This window comes from Stenotrophomonas sp., from assembly GCF_035634915.1.
Classification (GTDB): domain Bacteria; phylum Pseudomonadota; class Gammaproteobacteria; order Xanthomonadales; family Xanthomonadaceae; genus Stenotrophomonas.
The window spans coordinates 138839-151674 of record NZ_DASQCB010000021.1 but is presented as its reverse complement, the minus strand read 5'-3'; the positions used below and the strand labels follow the sequence as shown (position 1 = coordinate 151674).

The 12836-nt window shown below is 67.1% G+C and carries 11 protein-coding genes; 6 read left to right on the top strand and 5 right to left on the bottom strand.

All coding sequences use genetic code 11. The features are described 5' to 3' along the window. Nucleotides 1-89 precede the first annotated feature (89 nt). The 3 genes from VER16_RS16885 (at nucleotide 90) to VER16_RS16875 (ending at nucleotide 4659) form a co-directional block, all read left to right on the top strand. The gene (locus VER16_RS16885) at nucleotides 90-2834 is read left to right on the top strand and encodes a TonB-dependent receptor (RefSeq protein WP_324809934.1); all 2745 of its coding nucleotides are present in this window, start codon (nucleotides 90-92) and stop codon (nucleotides 2832-2834) included. Between the two features lie 71 nt (nucleotides 2835-2905). Beyond that, nucleotides 2906-3865, top strand: a complete 960-nt coding sequence (locus tag VER16_RS16880; protein ID WP_324809931.1) for a pectinesterase family protein — start codon at nucleotides 2906-2908, stop codon at nucleotides 3863-3865. Nucleotides 3866-4227: 362 nt separating this feature from the next. Continuing rightward, nucleotides 4228-4659 carry a CBS domain-containing protein gene (locus VER16_RS16875; protein ID WP_108766407.1) on the top strand — a complete coding sequence of 144 codons (432 nt, stop codon included), beginning with the start codon at nucleotides 4228-4230 and terminating at the stop codon, nucleotides 4657-4659. A 66-nt stretch (nucleotides 4660-4725) separates the two neighbouring features. Here the strand turns inward: VER16_RS16875 and VER16_RS16870 are convergent, their stop codons facing one another. Further along, the gene (locus tag VER16_RS16870; RefSeq protein WP_324809927.1) at nucleotides 4726-5154 is read right to left on the bottom strand and encodes a VOC family protein; all 429 of its coding nucleotides are present in this window, start codon (nucleotides 5152-5154) and stop codon (nucleotides 4726-4728) included. Between the two features lie 70 nt (nucleotides 5155-5224). Then, complete coding sequence (gene gloA, locus VER16_RS16865; protein ID WP_324809925.1) at nucleotides 5225-5743, bottom strand: lactoylglutathione lyase; 519 nt, start codon at nucleotides 5741-5743, stop codon at nucleotides 5225-5227. A 125-nt stretch (nucleotides 5744-5868) separates the two neighbouring features. Here gloA and VER16_RS16860 point away from each other — a divergent pair, with 125 nt between their 5' ends. Next, the gene (locus tag VER16_RS16860; protein WP_200733463.1) at nucleotides 5869-6981 is read left to right on the top strand and encodes a PLP-dependent cysteine synthase family protein; all 1113 of its coding nucleotides are present in this window, start codon (nucleotides 5869-5871) and stop codon (nucleotides 6979-6981) included. Between the two features lie 44 nt (nucleotides 6982-7025). Here the strand turns inward: VER16_RS16860 and VER16_RS16855 are convergent, their stop codons facing one another. Beyond that, on the bottom strand, nucleotides 7026-7430 hold the full coding sequence (locus VER16_RS16855; RefSeq protein WP_324809921.1) for a hypothetical protein: 405 nt from the start codon (nucleotides 7428-7430) through the stop codon (nucleotides 7026-7028). A 211-nt stretch (nucleotides 7431-7641) separates the two neighbouring features. On the opposite strand from VER16_RS16855, the gene VER16_RS16850 reads away from it, so the two are divergent. After that, a complete protein-coding gene (locus VER16_RS16850; RefSeq protein WP_324809918.1) occupies nucleotides 7642-9672 on the top strand; it encodes a M3 family metallopeptidase in 2031 nt (676 codons plus the stop codon). A gap of 127 nt (nucleotides 9673-9799) precedes the next feature. Here the strand turns inward: VER16_RS16850 and VER16_RS16845 are convergent, their stop codons facing one another. Both VER16_RS16845 and VER16_RS16840 read right to left on the bottom strand, forming a co-directional pair. Beyond that, nucleotides 9800-10603, bottom strand: a complete 804-nt coding sequence (locus VER16_RS16845; protein WP_324809916.1) for an SDR family oxidoreductase — start codon at nucleotides 10601-10603, stop codon at nucleotides 9800-9802. Continuing rightward, on the bottom strand, nucleotides 10600-11166 hold the full coding sequence (locus VER16_RS16840) for a DUF1415 domain-containing protein (protein ID WP_324809912.1): 567 nt from the start codon (nucleotides 11164-11166) through the stop codon (nucleotides 10600-10602). Before VER16_RS16840 ends, VER16_RS16845 begins: the two co-directional genes overlap by 4 nt. Before the next feature lie 194 nt (nucleotides 11167-11360). Here VER16_RS16840 and VER16_RS16835 point away from each other — a divergent pair, with 194 nt between their 5' ends. Continuing rightward, complete coding sequence (locus VER16_RS16835; RefSeq protein WP_324809909.1) at nucleotides 11361-12827, top strand: benzaldehyde dehydrogenase; 1467 nt, start codon at nucleotides 11361-11363, stop codon at nucleotides 12825-12827. Nucleotides 12828-12836: the final 9 nt, after the last annotated feature.

Below are 12836 nucleotides of genomic sequence, written 5' to 3'. Positions count from 1 at the left end.
TCCATGACGCTGCTACGTTTCGTGTCCCCCGGTGTCATTTCTTGATCGGCACCCTCGACCGCCAGTAGCAGTGATTGCAAGGGATTTTCATGACGCACAGGCTGAATCTTAAAAAGACACCGGTTACCTTTGTTGCCAACGCGCTGGCCAGTGCCGTGCTGCTGGCTCTGGCCGGCCCTGCTGCCGCACAGGACACCGCCGCGGCCAACCCCACCGAACTGGATGCGGTGACGGTGACCGGCTACCGCGCCAGCGTGGAAAAGGCGCTGGACATCAAGCGCTCGGAAAAGGGCATGGTCGATGCGGTGGTGGCCGAGGACATCGCCAACTTCCCCGATCTCAACCTGGCCGAATCGCTGCAGCGCATCCCGGGCGTGACCATCACCCGCGACGCCGGCGAAGGCCGCAACATCTCCGTGCGCGGCCTCGGCCCGGATTTCACCCGCGTGCGCATCAACGGCCTTGAGGCGCTGACCACCGTCGGCGGCTCCGACCAGTCCGGCGGCACCAACCGCAGCCGTGGTTTCGACTTCAACGTGTTCGCCTCGGACCTGTTTTCGCAGCTGATCGTACGCAAGACCGCCTCGGCCGACGTGGAAGAGGGTTCGCTGGGTGCCACCGTGGACCTGCGCACCGCGCGCCCGTTCGACTACGACGGCTTCACCTTCGCGGCCAGCGGGCAGGGCAGCTTCAATGATCTTTCCGAAAAGGCCAGCCCGCGCGCCGCGGCGCTGATCGCCGATACGTGGGCCGATGGTCGCTTCGGTGGCCTGCTGTCGGTGGCGTATTCCGAGCGCAAGGTGCGCGAGGAGGGCAGCAACACCGGCCGCTGGTACAGCGCCAGCAGCAATGGTGGCTTCAGCCCCAGCTCGCCGTTCACCGCCGGCCTGGCCGATGGCGTGTGGCACCCGTATTTCCCGCGCTACACGCTGCTGGAACATGACCAGAAGCGCCTGGGCGTGACCGCAGCGCTGCAGTGGAAGCCGACCGACAATACCGAGTTCGCGCTGGATGCGCTGTACTCGAAGATCGATACCGTACGCAGCGAGAAGTACATTGAGGCGATCTCGTTTGCCTACTCGGCGCAGAAGCAGAACATGGTGCTGCGCGACGGCTACATCGACCCGACGTCCGGCGCGCTGCTGTATGGCGTGTTCGACGGTGCCGGCGTGCGTTCGGAACAGCGCCGCGATGAATGGAGCACCGAGTTCAAGCAGGTGTCGCTCAGTGGCGAGCACCGCTTCAGTGATGCGTTCAAGGTCAACCTGCTGGTCGGCCATTCCAAGTCCGAGCACGCCAACCCGGTGCAGACCACGCTGATCATGGACAAGGCCAACGTGTCCGGCTACAGCTACGATTTCCGCGACAGTTTCACCCACCCGACCTTCAACTACGGCATCGACCCCACCGACGCCAGCGGCTGGACGCTGGCTGAAGTGCGCCTGCGCCCGCAGTACGCCAGCAACAGCTTCGACAACGGTGCGCTGGATTTCACCTGGAACTTCGGCCCGGCGTTCACCCTGCGTGGCGGCCTGCTCGCCAAGGATTATTCGTTCGATACCAGCGAGTACCGCCGGCAGAGCGAAACCGTGGTGCCGGCCTTTGCCGATGGCAGCTATACCGTGCCGGCGGCGCTGGTGGACATCGCCCGCCTGGGCGGCGTGGCCGGTTCGCCTGATGCCTGGGCAGTGCCTGACCTGGCCGCGTTGTCGGATCTGCTGGGCATCTACAGCGGGCAGGGCATCTACCAGCTGTACGAACGCAACGCGACCCGCCGCAGCGTGGAAGAGCGTGACCGTGGCGCCTGGCTGATGGGCGAGTTCGGCTTCGATGTCGGCAGCGTGCCGGTGTCGGGCAACGTGGGCGTGCGCCGGGTCAAGACCTCGCAGTCTTCCACCGGCTATTCCACGGTGGATGGCGCGATGGTGCTGACCCATGTGTCGCGCGACTACACCGATACGCTGCCCTCGCTGAACCTGGTGGCCGAGCTGGCCCCGGACCTGATGCTGCGCTTCGGTGCGGCCAAGGTGATGGCACGCCCCGGCCTGTCCTCGCTGACCCCGGGCACGACCCTGAGCCTGTCCAGCGGCCACCGCTACGTCAACGGCGGCAACCCGAACCTGGACCCGATCCGTGCACGCACGCTGGACCTGGGCGTGGAGTGGTACTTCCAGGAAGGCGGCCTGCTGGGCCTGGCGCTGTTCCACAAGGACATCGAAAGCTTCGTGCAGGGCACCAGCACGGTCATGCCGTTCACCGCCAGCGGCCTGCCGGCCAGCCTGCTGGATGGCACCGGCGTGTCGCCCAATGAAGACTTCACCTTCACCCGCCCGTTGAACACACCCGGTGGTGACCTCAAGGGGGCCGAGTTCAACTACGTGCAGCCCTTCAGCTTCCTGCCAGGGCGGTGGAGCAACCTGGGCCTGCAGCTGAACTACACCTGGGTCGATTCGCAGATCCAGTACCTGACCTCCACCGGTGCGGCCTCGCTGAAGACCGACCTGACCGGGCTGTCGAAGATTTCGTACAACAGCACGCTGTTCTACGAAGGCGAGAAGCTGGGTGCACGCGTGTCCTACACCCACCGCGATGGCTACTACACCCAGGTGCCGGCCAGCGTGCAGGGCTTCAGTTTCCACGGCATGGATGCGGTGGACACCGTGGATGCCTCGATCAGCTGGAAGATCGACGATCATCTGGAAGTCAGCCTGGAAGGCATCAACCTTACCAACGAAACCAGCAACGAGTGGGTGGGGACTTCGGCGTGGAAACTGCCGCTCACCTACACCCAGACCGGCCGTGAGTTCCTGCTCGGCCTGCGCTACAAGTTCTGATCGTTGTCTCTGGATCGCGGCCGGCCTGCAGTGCCGGCCGCGCGCTGCCCCTCTTGCCTGCAGGATGCCGCATGCCGAACAGACGTCTTTTCTCTCTCCCACTGGCCGGCCTGCTGGTGCTGGCCGCACTGCCAGCTGCCGCGCGCGACTGGGTGGTGGCCGCCGATGGCAGCGGTGACTACCGCAGCGTGCAGGCGGCCATCGATGCGGTGCCCGATGGCAACCGCACGCGCCAGGTCATCGTGCTGCGCGAAGGGATGTACCGCGGCGTGGTGAAGGTGCCGAAGGAGAAGACCCGGGTGACCCTGCGCGGCGCGGGTGCGGGTGCATCCATCCTCAGTTGGAACAACTATGCCGACCTGGTCGACCCGGCCACCGGCAAGGCGATGCGTACCAGTGGTTCGGCCACGGTGTACGTGTACGGCGATGAGTTCATCGCCGAGGACCTGACCATCGAGAACACCGCCGGCAATGTCGGCCAGGCCCTGGCGCTGTATGCAGCACCGCCGCGCGGGGGCTTCCGCAACGTGCGCCTGCTCGGCAACCAGGACACGCTCTACACGCACGAAGGCAGTGTGCTGCACTTCAAGGACTGCTACATCGAAGGCACGGTGGATTTCATCTTCGGTGCGGCCACGGCGCTGTTCGATGACTGCACGATCGTGTCAAAGGGCAAGCTGGGCTGGGTGACGGCCGCGTCCACGCCGGAAGGGCAGCGCTTCGGCTATGTGTTCCGTCGCGCGCTGCTGCGTGGCGAAGGTGTGGGCACGGCGTACCTGGGGCGGCCGTGGCGGCCGTTCGCGCGCACGGTGTTCCTGCAGTCCAACCTGGGCCCTCACATCGTGCAGGCCGGCTGGCACAACTGGGACAAGCCCGATGCCGAACGTACCACTTACTACGGTGAGTTCGGCAGCGTCGGTGCCGGTGCTTCACCGGAAGAACGGGTGGCGTGGTCGCATCACCTGTCCGGTGACGAGGCCGCGCAGTACACCACCGAGGCGGTGCTCGGCAGCTGGCGGCCGTTCCCCTGACTTTGCACGGTCGGGCGATTGCGCGTGCGTCGGCCGCGCGGGTGCGAACTTGAGCGGCTTGAAACGGCTGTATTCAGCGCCGGTTTTGCCGCAGGTGCGATTCTCGGAATCGTCGACAGGTTCCACGACGAAGCGTCCCATCGGTGCCGGTAGTGGCCGCGCGGGGCAGTCGTAGAATCGAATCGTCCGAGGCCCTGCGGGTTTTCCTTCACCGGCCTCGTTCGCGTTGCAGCACCTGCTGGCCGTTGCAGTTCCGCGGCCGCACCGTGCGCCAGACGTGCGCTGAAAGGTCTGTTCCCGGGGAGGGGGCGATTCGGAAGAGCACACTTTTTGACTTCAGTGACCTGCACCAGGAAACAAGAATGAACGTCCGCGAACTCCTGCAATCCAAGAAAGAAGCTGTCATCACCATCGATTCGGAAGACACCATCGGTGCCGCCGCCCACAAGATGAGCGCGAATAAAATCGCCGCGCTGGTGGTGATGAAGGACGAGGTGCCGGTGGGCATCATCTCCGAGAAGGACATCGTGCGCAGCCTGGCCGACGACGGCCCGCAGGCCGGCCGCCGGGTGATCTCCACGGTGCCGACCACCGGCCTGGAAGGCATCGCGCCGGAGGCCACGCTGAAGCAGGCGATGTCCCTGATGACCTACTCGCGCCGCCGCCACCTGATGGTCACCGATGGCAATCGTCTGATCGGCATCCTCAGCCTGGGCGATATCGTGAAGAACCTGCTGGGCGAGCTGGAGCTGGAAAAGGCCGTGCTGCAGGACATCTACATGGCCGCCCACTGAGGCGACCGTGCAGGACGGACGAAGCCGGGCAGTGCCCGGCTTCTTCGTTTCAGGGCCGCGTAGGAATCAGAAGCTGACCTTCACCGAGTCCGCGCTGTAGATCGCCGGCCCGTGGTAGACCACTTCGATGTTGTTGCCATCGGGGTCGAGCACGAAGGCGCCGTAGTAGCCCGGGTGGTAGGGCCGCTCGCCCGGCGCGCCGTTGTCGGTGCCGCCCGCCGCCAGAGCGGCTTTGTGGAAGGCATCGACGGTGGCGGCATCGCGTGCCTGGAAGGCCAGGTGATGGCGGCCGGTCAGCTGGCCGGCGGCCGCCTCGCTGCTGGCGGTGGAAATGAACAGTTCGTCGGCCCAGAAATAGTCCGGGCCTTCACCGGCAATGGGAATGCCGATGCTGTCGAACACTGCCTGGTAGAAGCGGCGGCTGGCGGCCAGGTCGCGCACCACCAGTTGCAGGTGATCGATCAGGCGCCCGCGATGCAGTTCCATCGTTTCCATGCGTACCTCTTCAGAAGGGGACCGCTCTGGTAGCGCCGGGCCATGCCCGGCGAGCGCCTGGCGCGGCCGGTCAGGCGTTGGCGATGATCTCGACCCAGTAGCCGTCCGGGTCCTTGATGAAGGCGATGTTCTTCATGCGGCCATCGGTCAGGCGCTTCTGGAACGGCACGCCGAGGTCCTCGAAGCGCTGGCAGGCGGCTTCCAGTTCCGGCACGGAGACGCAGATGTGGCCGAAGCCGCGCGGGTCGCTGTTGCCGTCGTGGTAGACCGGGCCATCCTGGGTTTCGGTGCCGTGGTTGTGGGTCAGTTCCAGCACGCCCGGCAGGCCGGCCATCCACACGCGGCGGGTGGCATCGTCTTCCGGCACGGCCACGCCGGCCGGCACGTAGGCCAGGAAGTACAGGCTGAACTGGGCTTCAGCAAAATCACGCTTGTCGATCAGCTGGTAGCCCAGCACGCGGGTGTAGAAGTCCAGCGAGGCGGTGATGTCCTTGACCCGCAGCATGGTGTGGTTGAACACGAAGCCGTGGGTTTCGGCCGGGGCCTGGGCAGCCACGCCGGGAACATCGCGCAGGGCGGGAAGGGTCATGGGGGAAGGTCCTTCAGACAGGGCCGTGATGGCCGGATGGCGTCATTCTACCGGCCGCCACCTGACGGCATCGCGACGTACAATGCACGGATCGCACCGTTCCGTCCTGACAACGATTGCCCGCCATGTCGCAGCGTGAATGGGTGGCCGCCGCCATCCGCAAGATCGAAGCCGATTTCAACCGTTCCGCCGATACCCACCTGATCCCGCTGGCGCTGCCCGGGTTCGAGGGCATCGACGTGTACCTGAAGGATGAATCGAGCCACCCCACCGGCAGCCTCAAGCACCGTCTGGCGAGGTCGCTGTTCCTGTACGCGCTGGCCAATGGCTGGCTGCGCGAGGGGCGGCCGGTGATCGAGGCCTCCAGCGGTTCGACCGCGGTGTCCGAAGCCTACTTCGCGCGCCTGCTCGGCCTGCCGTTCATTGCGGTGATGCCGGCCACCACCTCGCCGGAAAAGATCGCCGCGATTGAATTCCACGGTGGCCGCTGCCACCTGGTCGAGCGTGCCTGCGACCTCAACTGCGATTCGGAACGGCTGGCCCGCGAGACCGGCGGCCATTTCATGGACCAGTTCACTTACGCCGAACGGGCGACGGACTGGCGCGCCAACAACAACATCGCCGAATCCATCTTCAAGCAGATGGCCGAGGAGCCCAGCCCGATTCCGGAGTGGATCGTGTGCAGCCCCGGCACCGGCGGCACCGCGGCCACCCTGGGCCGCTATGTCAGCTACCGCCGCCATGACACCCGCATCCTCTGCGCGGACCCGGAAGTCTCGGTGTTCTTCGACGGCTACCAGGCCGCCGTGGCAGGCGAGCCGGACTGGCGCGGGCTGACCTGCAGCGGTGGTTCGCGGGTGGAAGGCATCGGCCGGCCGCGGGTGGAATCGAGCTTCATCCCGACCAGCGTCGATGCGATGGTGAAGGTGCCCGACGCGCTCAGCCTGGCGGCGATGCGCCACGTCAGCCGCCAGATCGGGCGTCGCGTCGGCGGCTCCACCGGCACCAACTTCATCGGCGTGCTGCAGGCCGCGCAGTGGATGCGCGAAGCCGGCCACCAGGGCAGCATCGTCAGCATCCTGTGTGATGCGGGCGAACGCTATGCGCACAGCTATTACGACCCCGCGTGGTACGGCCGCCAGGGCATCGACGTGGACGGCGCCGACGCGCAGCTGGCCGCGGCGGTGGCCGGGCAGGGCCTGCCCGCATTGCCGTGGTGCAGCCTGGAAGCGTTGTAACGACAACCGGTCACCGGTCATGTGTCATCGTTCGCGGGCCGCGCTCAGTACCCCGCATCCATGAAGGCATCCAGCAGGATGTCGCGCAGCGTCTCGGGCAGGGCCTCGATGTCCATCGCGCGGTCATCCAGATGCAGCTGGGGGTCCAGCACGCTGGCGCGGCCGTGGGCCAGCGCCTTCAGCCACAGCAGCATGCAGATCACGAACTCGCGTTCATGGCCCGGCTGCAGGCGGCTGGCACCGCGCTCGATCACTTCGAACGGGTACCACTCCTGCGTCTCGCTGAGCCGGCCCCCTTGGCGTTGCAGCGCCTTCAGCTCGGCCAGGTGGCGCGGTGCATCGTCGCCCGCATCGCACAGCGCGGCGATCCAGGACAGCTCGTCCGTGGTGGCGGTCAGCGCCGGCGAACGGGCGGATGTCGCGGTGGAGCGTGGAGCCAGACCTTCCATGTGGGGCCTCCTCATGACGTACCGCTGCGGTCTCCCCCGCAGCGCCAGCTTCGGCGCGGGCCCGTAAGGCGGACGTGAATGCCGGGGGGCCGTGGAAAGCGCCATCCACGCATGGCGTGGATCTACGGGACATCCCCCTTGTCTGGCGGCGCGGCCAGCGCCATATGGACAGGGATGCCCGCGCGCCGGGCCCGTAACCTGGAGATCTGCCGTGACCGATGCCAACCCCCTGCTTGATGCTTCCGGCCTGCCGCGCTTCGAGGCGATCCGCCCGGAGCATGTTGCGCCGGCGCTGGATGTGCTGCTGGCCGACGCCGAAGCCGCCGTCAGCACGGCCGAGCGGGTGCAGCCGGTCACCTGGCAGACCTTCGTGACCCCGCTGGACGATGCCACCGAACGACTGTGGCGCGCCTGGGGCCTGGTCGGCCACCTGCAGGGGGTGGTCAACACCCCTGAGCTGCGCGAGGCCTACAACAGCAACCTGCCACGGGTCACCCGCTTTGCCAGCGCGCTGGGCCAGAACCTGGCGCTGTACCGCCAGTACCAGGCGCTGGCCGCCAGCCCGGAAGCGGCCAGTTTCGACGAGGCGCGGCGCAAGGTGCTGGACAACGCCCTGCGCGATTTCCGCCTGGGCGGTGCCGAACTCGACGCCGATGCACAGCAGCGCTTCGCCGCGATCAAGGAAGAGTTGTCGGCGCTGTCGGCGAAGTTCTCGCAGAACGTGCTCGACGCCACCGATGCCTGGTCGTTGATCGTGGAAGACGAAGCGCGGCTGGCCGGCGTGCCGGACGACGTCAAGGCCGCTGCCCGCGCCGCCGCTGAAAAGGACGGCAAGACCGGCTGGAAACTGACCCTGCAGATGCCGTGCTACCTGCCGGTGCAGACCTGGGGCGAAGATCGCGACCTGCGCGAGATCCTGTACCGCGCCAGTGCGCAGCGCGCGTCCGAATTCGGCGATGACGCGCTGGACAATGGCGGCAACATCGACCGCATCCTCGCCCTGCGCGCCGAACTGGCCGCGCTGCTGGGCTTTGCCTCGTACGCCGATTATTCGGTGGCCACCAAGATGGCGCAGGACCCGGCCGAAGTGCTGGCCTTCCTGCGTGACCTGGCCGCGCGTGCCAAGCCGTTCGCCGGCAAGGACCGTGCCGAGCTGGAGCAGTTCGCCCGTGAACAGCTGGGCATCGACAGCCTGCAGGCCTGGGACCTGGCGTTCGCTGCCGACCGCCTGAAGCAGGCGCGCTACAGCTATTCCGAGCAGGAGGTGAAGCAGTACTTCACCGAGCCGAAGGTGCTTGGCGGCCTGTTCTCGGTGATCGAGCAGCTGTATGGCCTGCGCGTGCAGGAGGACAGCGCGCCGGTGTGGCACGAGGACGTGCGCTTCTTCCGCCTGGTCGATGCGCAGGGTGCGCTGGTGGGCCAGTTCTACCTGGACCTGTACGCGCGCGAAGGCAAGCGCGGCGGCGCGTGGATGGATGATTGCCGCAACCGCCGCGAGCGGGCCGATGGCAGCGTGCAGACGCCGCTGGTCTACCTGGTGTGCAACTTCGGGCGCGGCGCCAACGGCAAGCCGGCCACCTTCAGCCACAACGAAGTGACCACCCTGTTCCATGAAATGGGCCACGGCCTGCACCAGCTGCTGACCCGCATCGGCGAACTCGGCGTGGCCGGCATCAACGGCGTGGAGTGGGATGCGGTGGAGCTGCCCAGCCAGTTCATGGAAAACTTCTGCTGGGAGTGGGGCCACCTGCAGGGCATGACCGCGCACGTGGACACGGGCGAACCGCTGCCGCGTGCGCTGTACGAGCGCATGCTGGCCGCACGCAATTTCCACAGCGGCATGGCCACCGTGCGCCAGCTGGAATTCGGCCTGTTCGACATGCTGATCCACAGCCAGTTCGAACCGGCGCAGGACAGCGTGCTGGCCCTGCTGGACCGCGTGCGCAGCGAGGTGGCGGTGAACCATCCGCCGGCCTGGAATCGCTTCCCGCACCAGTTCAGCCACATCTTCGCCGGCGGTTACGCGGCCGGTTACTACAGCTACAAGTGGGCCGAGGTGCTCAGCGCCGATGCCTATGCGGCGTTTGAGGAGGCCCCGCAGGCGCTCGCTGAAACCGGTGCGCGCTTCCGCGACGAGATCCTCTCGCGTGGTGGCAGCCGTCCGGCGGCGGAGAACTTCAAGGCGTTCCGTGGCCGCGCGCCGCAGATCGACGCGTTGCTGCGCCATTCGGGCATGGCGTAACCGCTCTGGCAGGTGCCAACCTTGGTTGGCACTGGCTGGCATTACCGCTCTGGTAGGTGCCAACCTTGGTTGGCACTGGCTGCCATTGGTGCGAACCAAGGTCCGCACCCACCCAAAAAGCGGCGCTTCAATCGGCGTAGATCATCTTCCGGGTCATGCCGCCATCCACGATGAAATCCTGGCCGGTGCTGAAGCCGGACAGTGACGACAGCAGGTACACCGCCAGTGCACCGATGTCCTCGGGCTTGCCCACGCGGCCGACCGGATGCTGGCCGTGGTCGGTGGCTGAATAGTCCGGCGCATGCCGGCGCGAGGGCGCCTGCCAGGCGGTGGTGCCGATCCAGCCGGGGCTGATGCTGTTCACCCGCACCGCCGGGCCGGCACTGATCGCCAGCGCGTGGGTGAAGGCCACAAGCCCGCCCTTGGCCGCCGCGTAGGCTTCGCTGTTGGCTTCCGACTGCCAGGCGCGGGTGGAGGCGACGTTGATGATCGAGCCGGCCGCGCTGGCCTTCAGCGCCGGCAGCGCGTGCTTGCTGCACAGGAATGCACCGTGCAGTGAAGACAACCGCCGCTGCCATTCGTCCCAGTCCATGTTTTCCAGCGTGGTGCCGTGCGGCCCGGCAATGCCGGCGTTGTTCACCAGGCCATCGATGCGGCCGAAGCGCTGCTGCGCCGCGCCGATGAAGTCGCGCACGCTGGCTTCATCAGCGATGTCCAGGCGCTGGAACGCGGCATCGTCGCCACGCTGCCATTCGTCCAGGCAGGCGTGGCCCGCTTCCACGTCCAGATCGCCGATCAGCACGCGGCCACCGGCACCCAGCACGGCCTGGGCCACGCCGCGGCCGATGCCGTTTGCACCGCCGGTGACCAGCACCACCTTGCCCTGCAGCGGTGCCACCGGCCACATGGCGATGGGCGGGGCCGTGCTCACGACAGGTCTTCCCCGCGCAGGCGGCGGTACCACCCCTGCACGCCAATCCGGTCCAGGGTCTGGATGTTGCGCTCCACGATCACGTCCGGGTCCGGGAAGGCGTCCACCGCGCGCTCCACGCTGTCTTCGCGCAGCAGGTGCAGGGTGGGGAAGGGCGCGCGGTTGGTGTAGTTGCTGGCATCGTCGGCGGCCACGCCATCGAACTGGTAATCCGGGTGGAAGCTGGCCACCTGCAGGATGCCCTGCAGGTCCAGCGCCTCGATGGCGGCGTCGGCGTTGTCGAGGAAATCGTTGTAGTCGAGGAAATCGGTCAGCACCTGCGGATGCACGATCAGGGTGGTATCGATCTGCTCGGCGGGGGTGTCGCGCAGCAGCACCAGTTCTTCGGCCAGCTGTTCCACCAGCGCTTCGGGCGTGGTCGCATCGCTCAGCACGAAGCGCACCTGGTCCTTCACGTACACGGCCTTGGCGAACGGGCACAGGTTCAGGCCGATCACGATGCGCTCCAGCCACAGGCGGGTGGCGGCGATCGGGTCGTCGGAGGGCAGGGTGGTATCGGTCATGGCGGGCGCATCGGCTGGCGGGGCCGCCATTGTAGGCGCGCGGTCACCGACGCGCTGTTCACTGTCCACGAACTGGACACCGGCAATGCTTGAAAGTCCCATCCATTCAAGCCCTTGCCGATATCGCACCGATGGCCGATTGCCTGCGCGGCGGGCCAGGCGTGCAATGGGCGCACGACACAGGAGGACACCTCATGACTGCATCTTCCCCGTGGCTGCCGGACGACATCTGGTCCGGCGCCTTCTTCGACGGCCGTTGGCAGGCCGCCAGCCAGCGCCAGGCGGTGATCGAACCGGCTACCGGCCAGTCCCTTGGCGAGGTCGGCCTGGCCGACGCCGCCCAGGTCGCCACCTCCGCTGCCGCCGCCGCGCAGGCACAGCGTGAATGGGCCGCCGCACCCTACGAGCAGCGCGCCCAGGTACTGCGCCAGGCTGCGCGCCTGGCCGAAGACAACATCGACACCCTGGTGGACTGGCTGGTGCGCGAAAGCGGCTCGACCCGCCTGAAGGCCGGTTTCGAGGCCAAGGTGACCATCAAGGCGCTGCACGAAGCCGCCGCGCTGCCTTCGCGCAGCACCGGCGAAATCCTGCCTTCCGAACCGGGCCGGCTGAACCTGGCCCGCCGCCGTCCGCTGGGCGTGGTCGGGGTCATCTCGCCGTTCAATTTCCCGCTGTACCTGGCCATGCGTGCGGTGGCACCGGCCATCGCGCTCGGCAATGCCGTGGTGCTCAAGCCCGACCCGCGCACCGCGGTGTGCGGTGGCGCAGTCATCGCCCGCCTGTTCGAACAGGCCGGGCTGCCGGCCGGCGTGCTGCACATGCTGCCCGGCGATGGCGCTGCCGGTGCGGCACTGACCAGTGACCCGAACGTGGCGATGATCCAGTTCACCGGCTCCACCGCTGCAGGCCGCAAGGTCGGCGAAGCGGCCGGCAAGCACCTGAAGAAGGTCTCGCTGGAACTGGGTGGCAAGAACTCGCTGATCATCCTCGACGATGCCGACCTCGACCTGGCCGTGGCCAACACCGCCTGGGGCGTATACCTGCACCAGGGCCAGATCTGCATGGCCACCGGCCGCGTGCTGGTGCACAGGAAGATCCACGCTGCGTTCCTGGAAAAGCTGGTGGCCAAGGCGAAGTCGCTGAAGGTCGGCGACCCGGCACGCGAAGACGTGGCGATCGGTCCGCTGATCAACTCCACCCAGCGCGACCATGCCGCCCGCGTGGTGGCCGACGCGGTCAAGGCCGGCGCCACGCTGGAAGCCGGCGGTACCCACCAGGACCTGTTCTTCGCGCCGACCGTGCTCGGCAACGTGGCCGCCGACAACCCGGCGTTCAATGAGGAAATCTTCGCGCCGGTGGCGGTGGTGGTGCCGTTCGACGATGACGAGCAGGCCGTGCAGCTGGCCAACGACAGCGAGTACGGCCTGTCGATGGCCATCGTGTCCAGCAACGTCGGCCGCGCGCTGAAGCTCGGCGAGCGCCTGCGCACCGGCCTGCTGCACATCAACGACCAGACGGTGAACGACGAAGTGATCAATCCCTTCGGCGGCGTCGGTGCGTCCGGCAACGGCACCAGCATCGGCGGCCCGGCCAACTGGGAAGAGTTCACCCAGTGGCAGTGGCTGACCGTCAAGGGCGAAGCGCCCGCCTATCCGATCTGATCGAAGGAA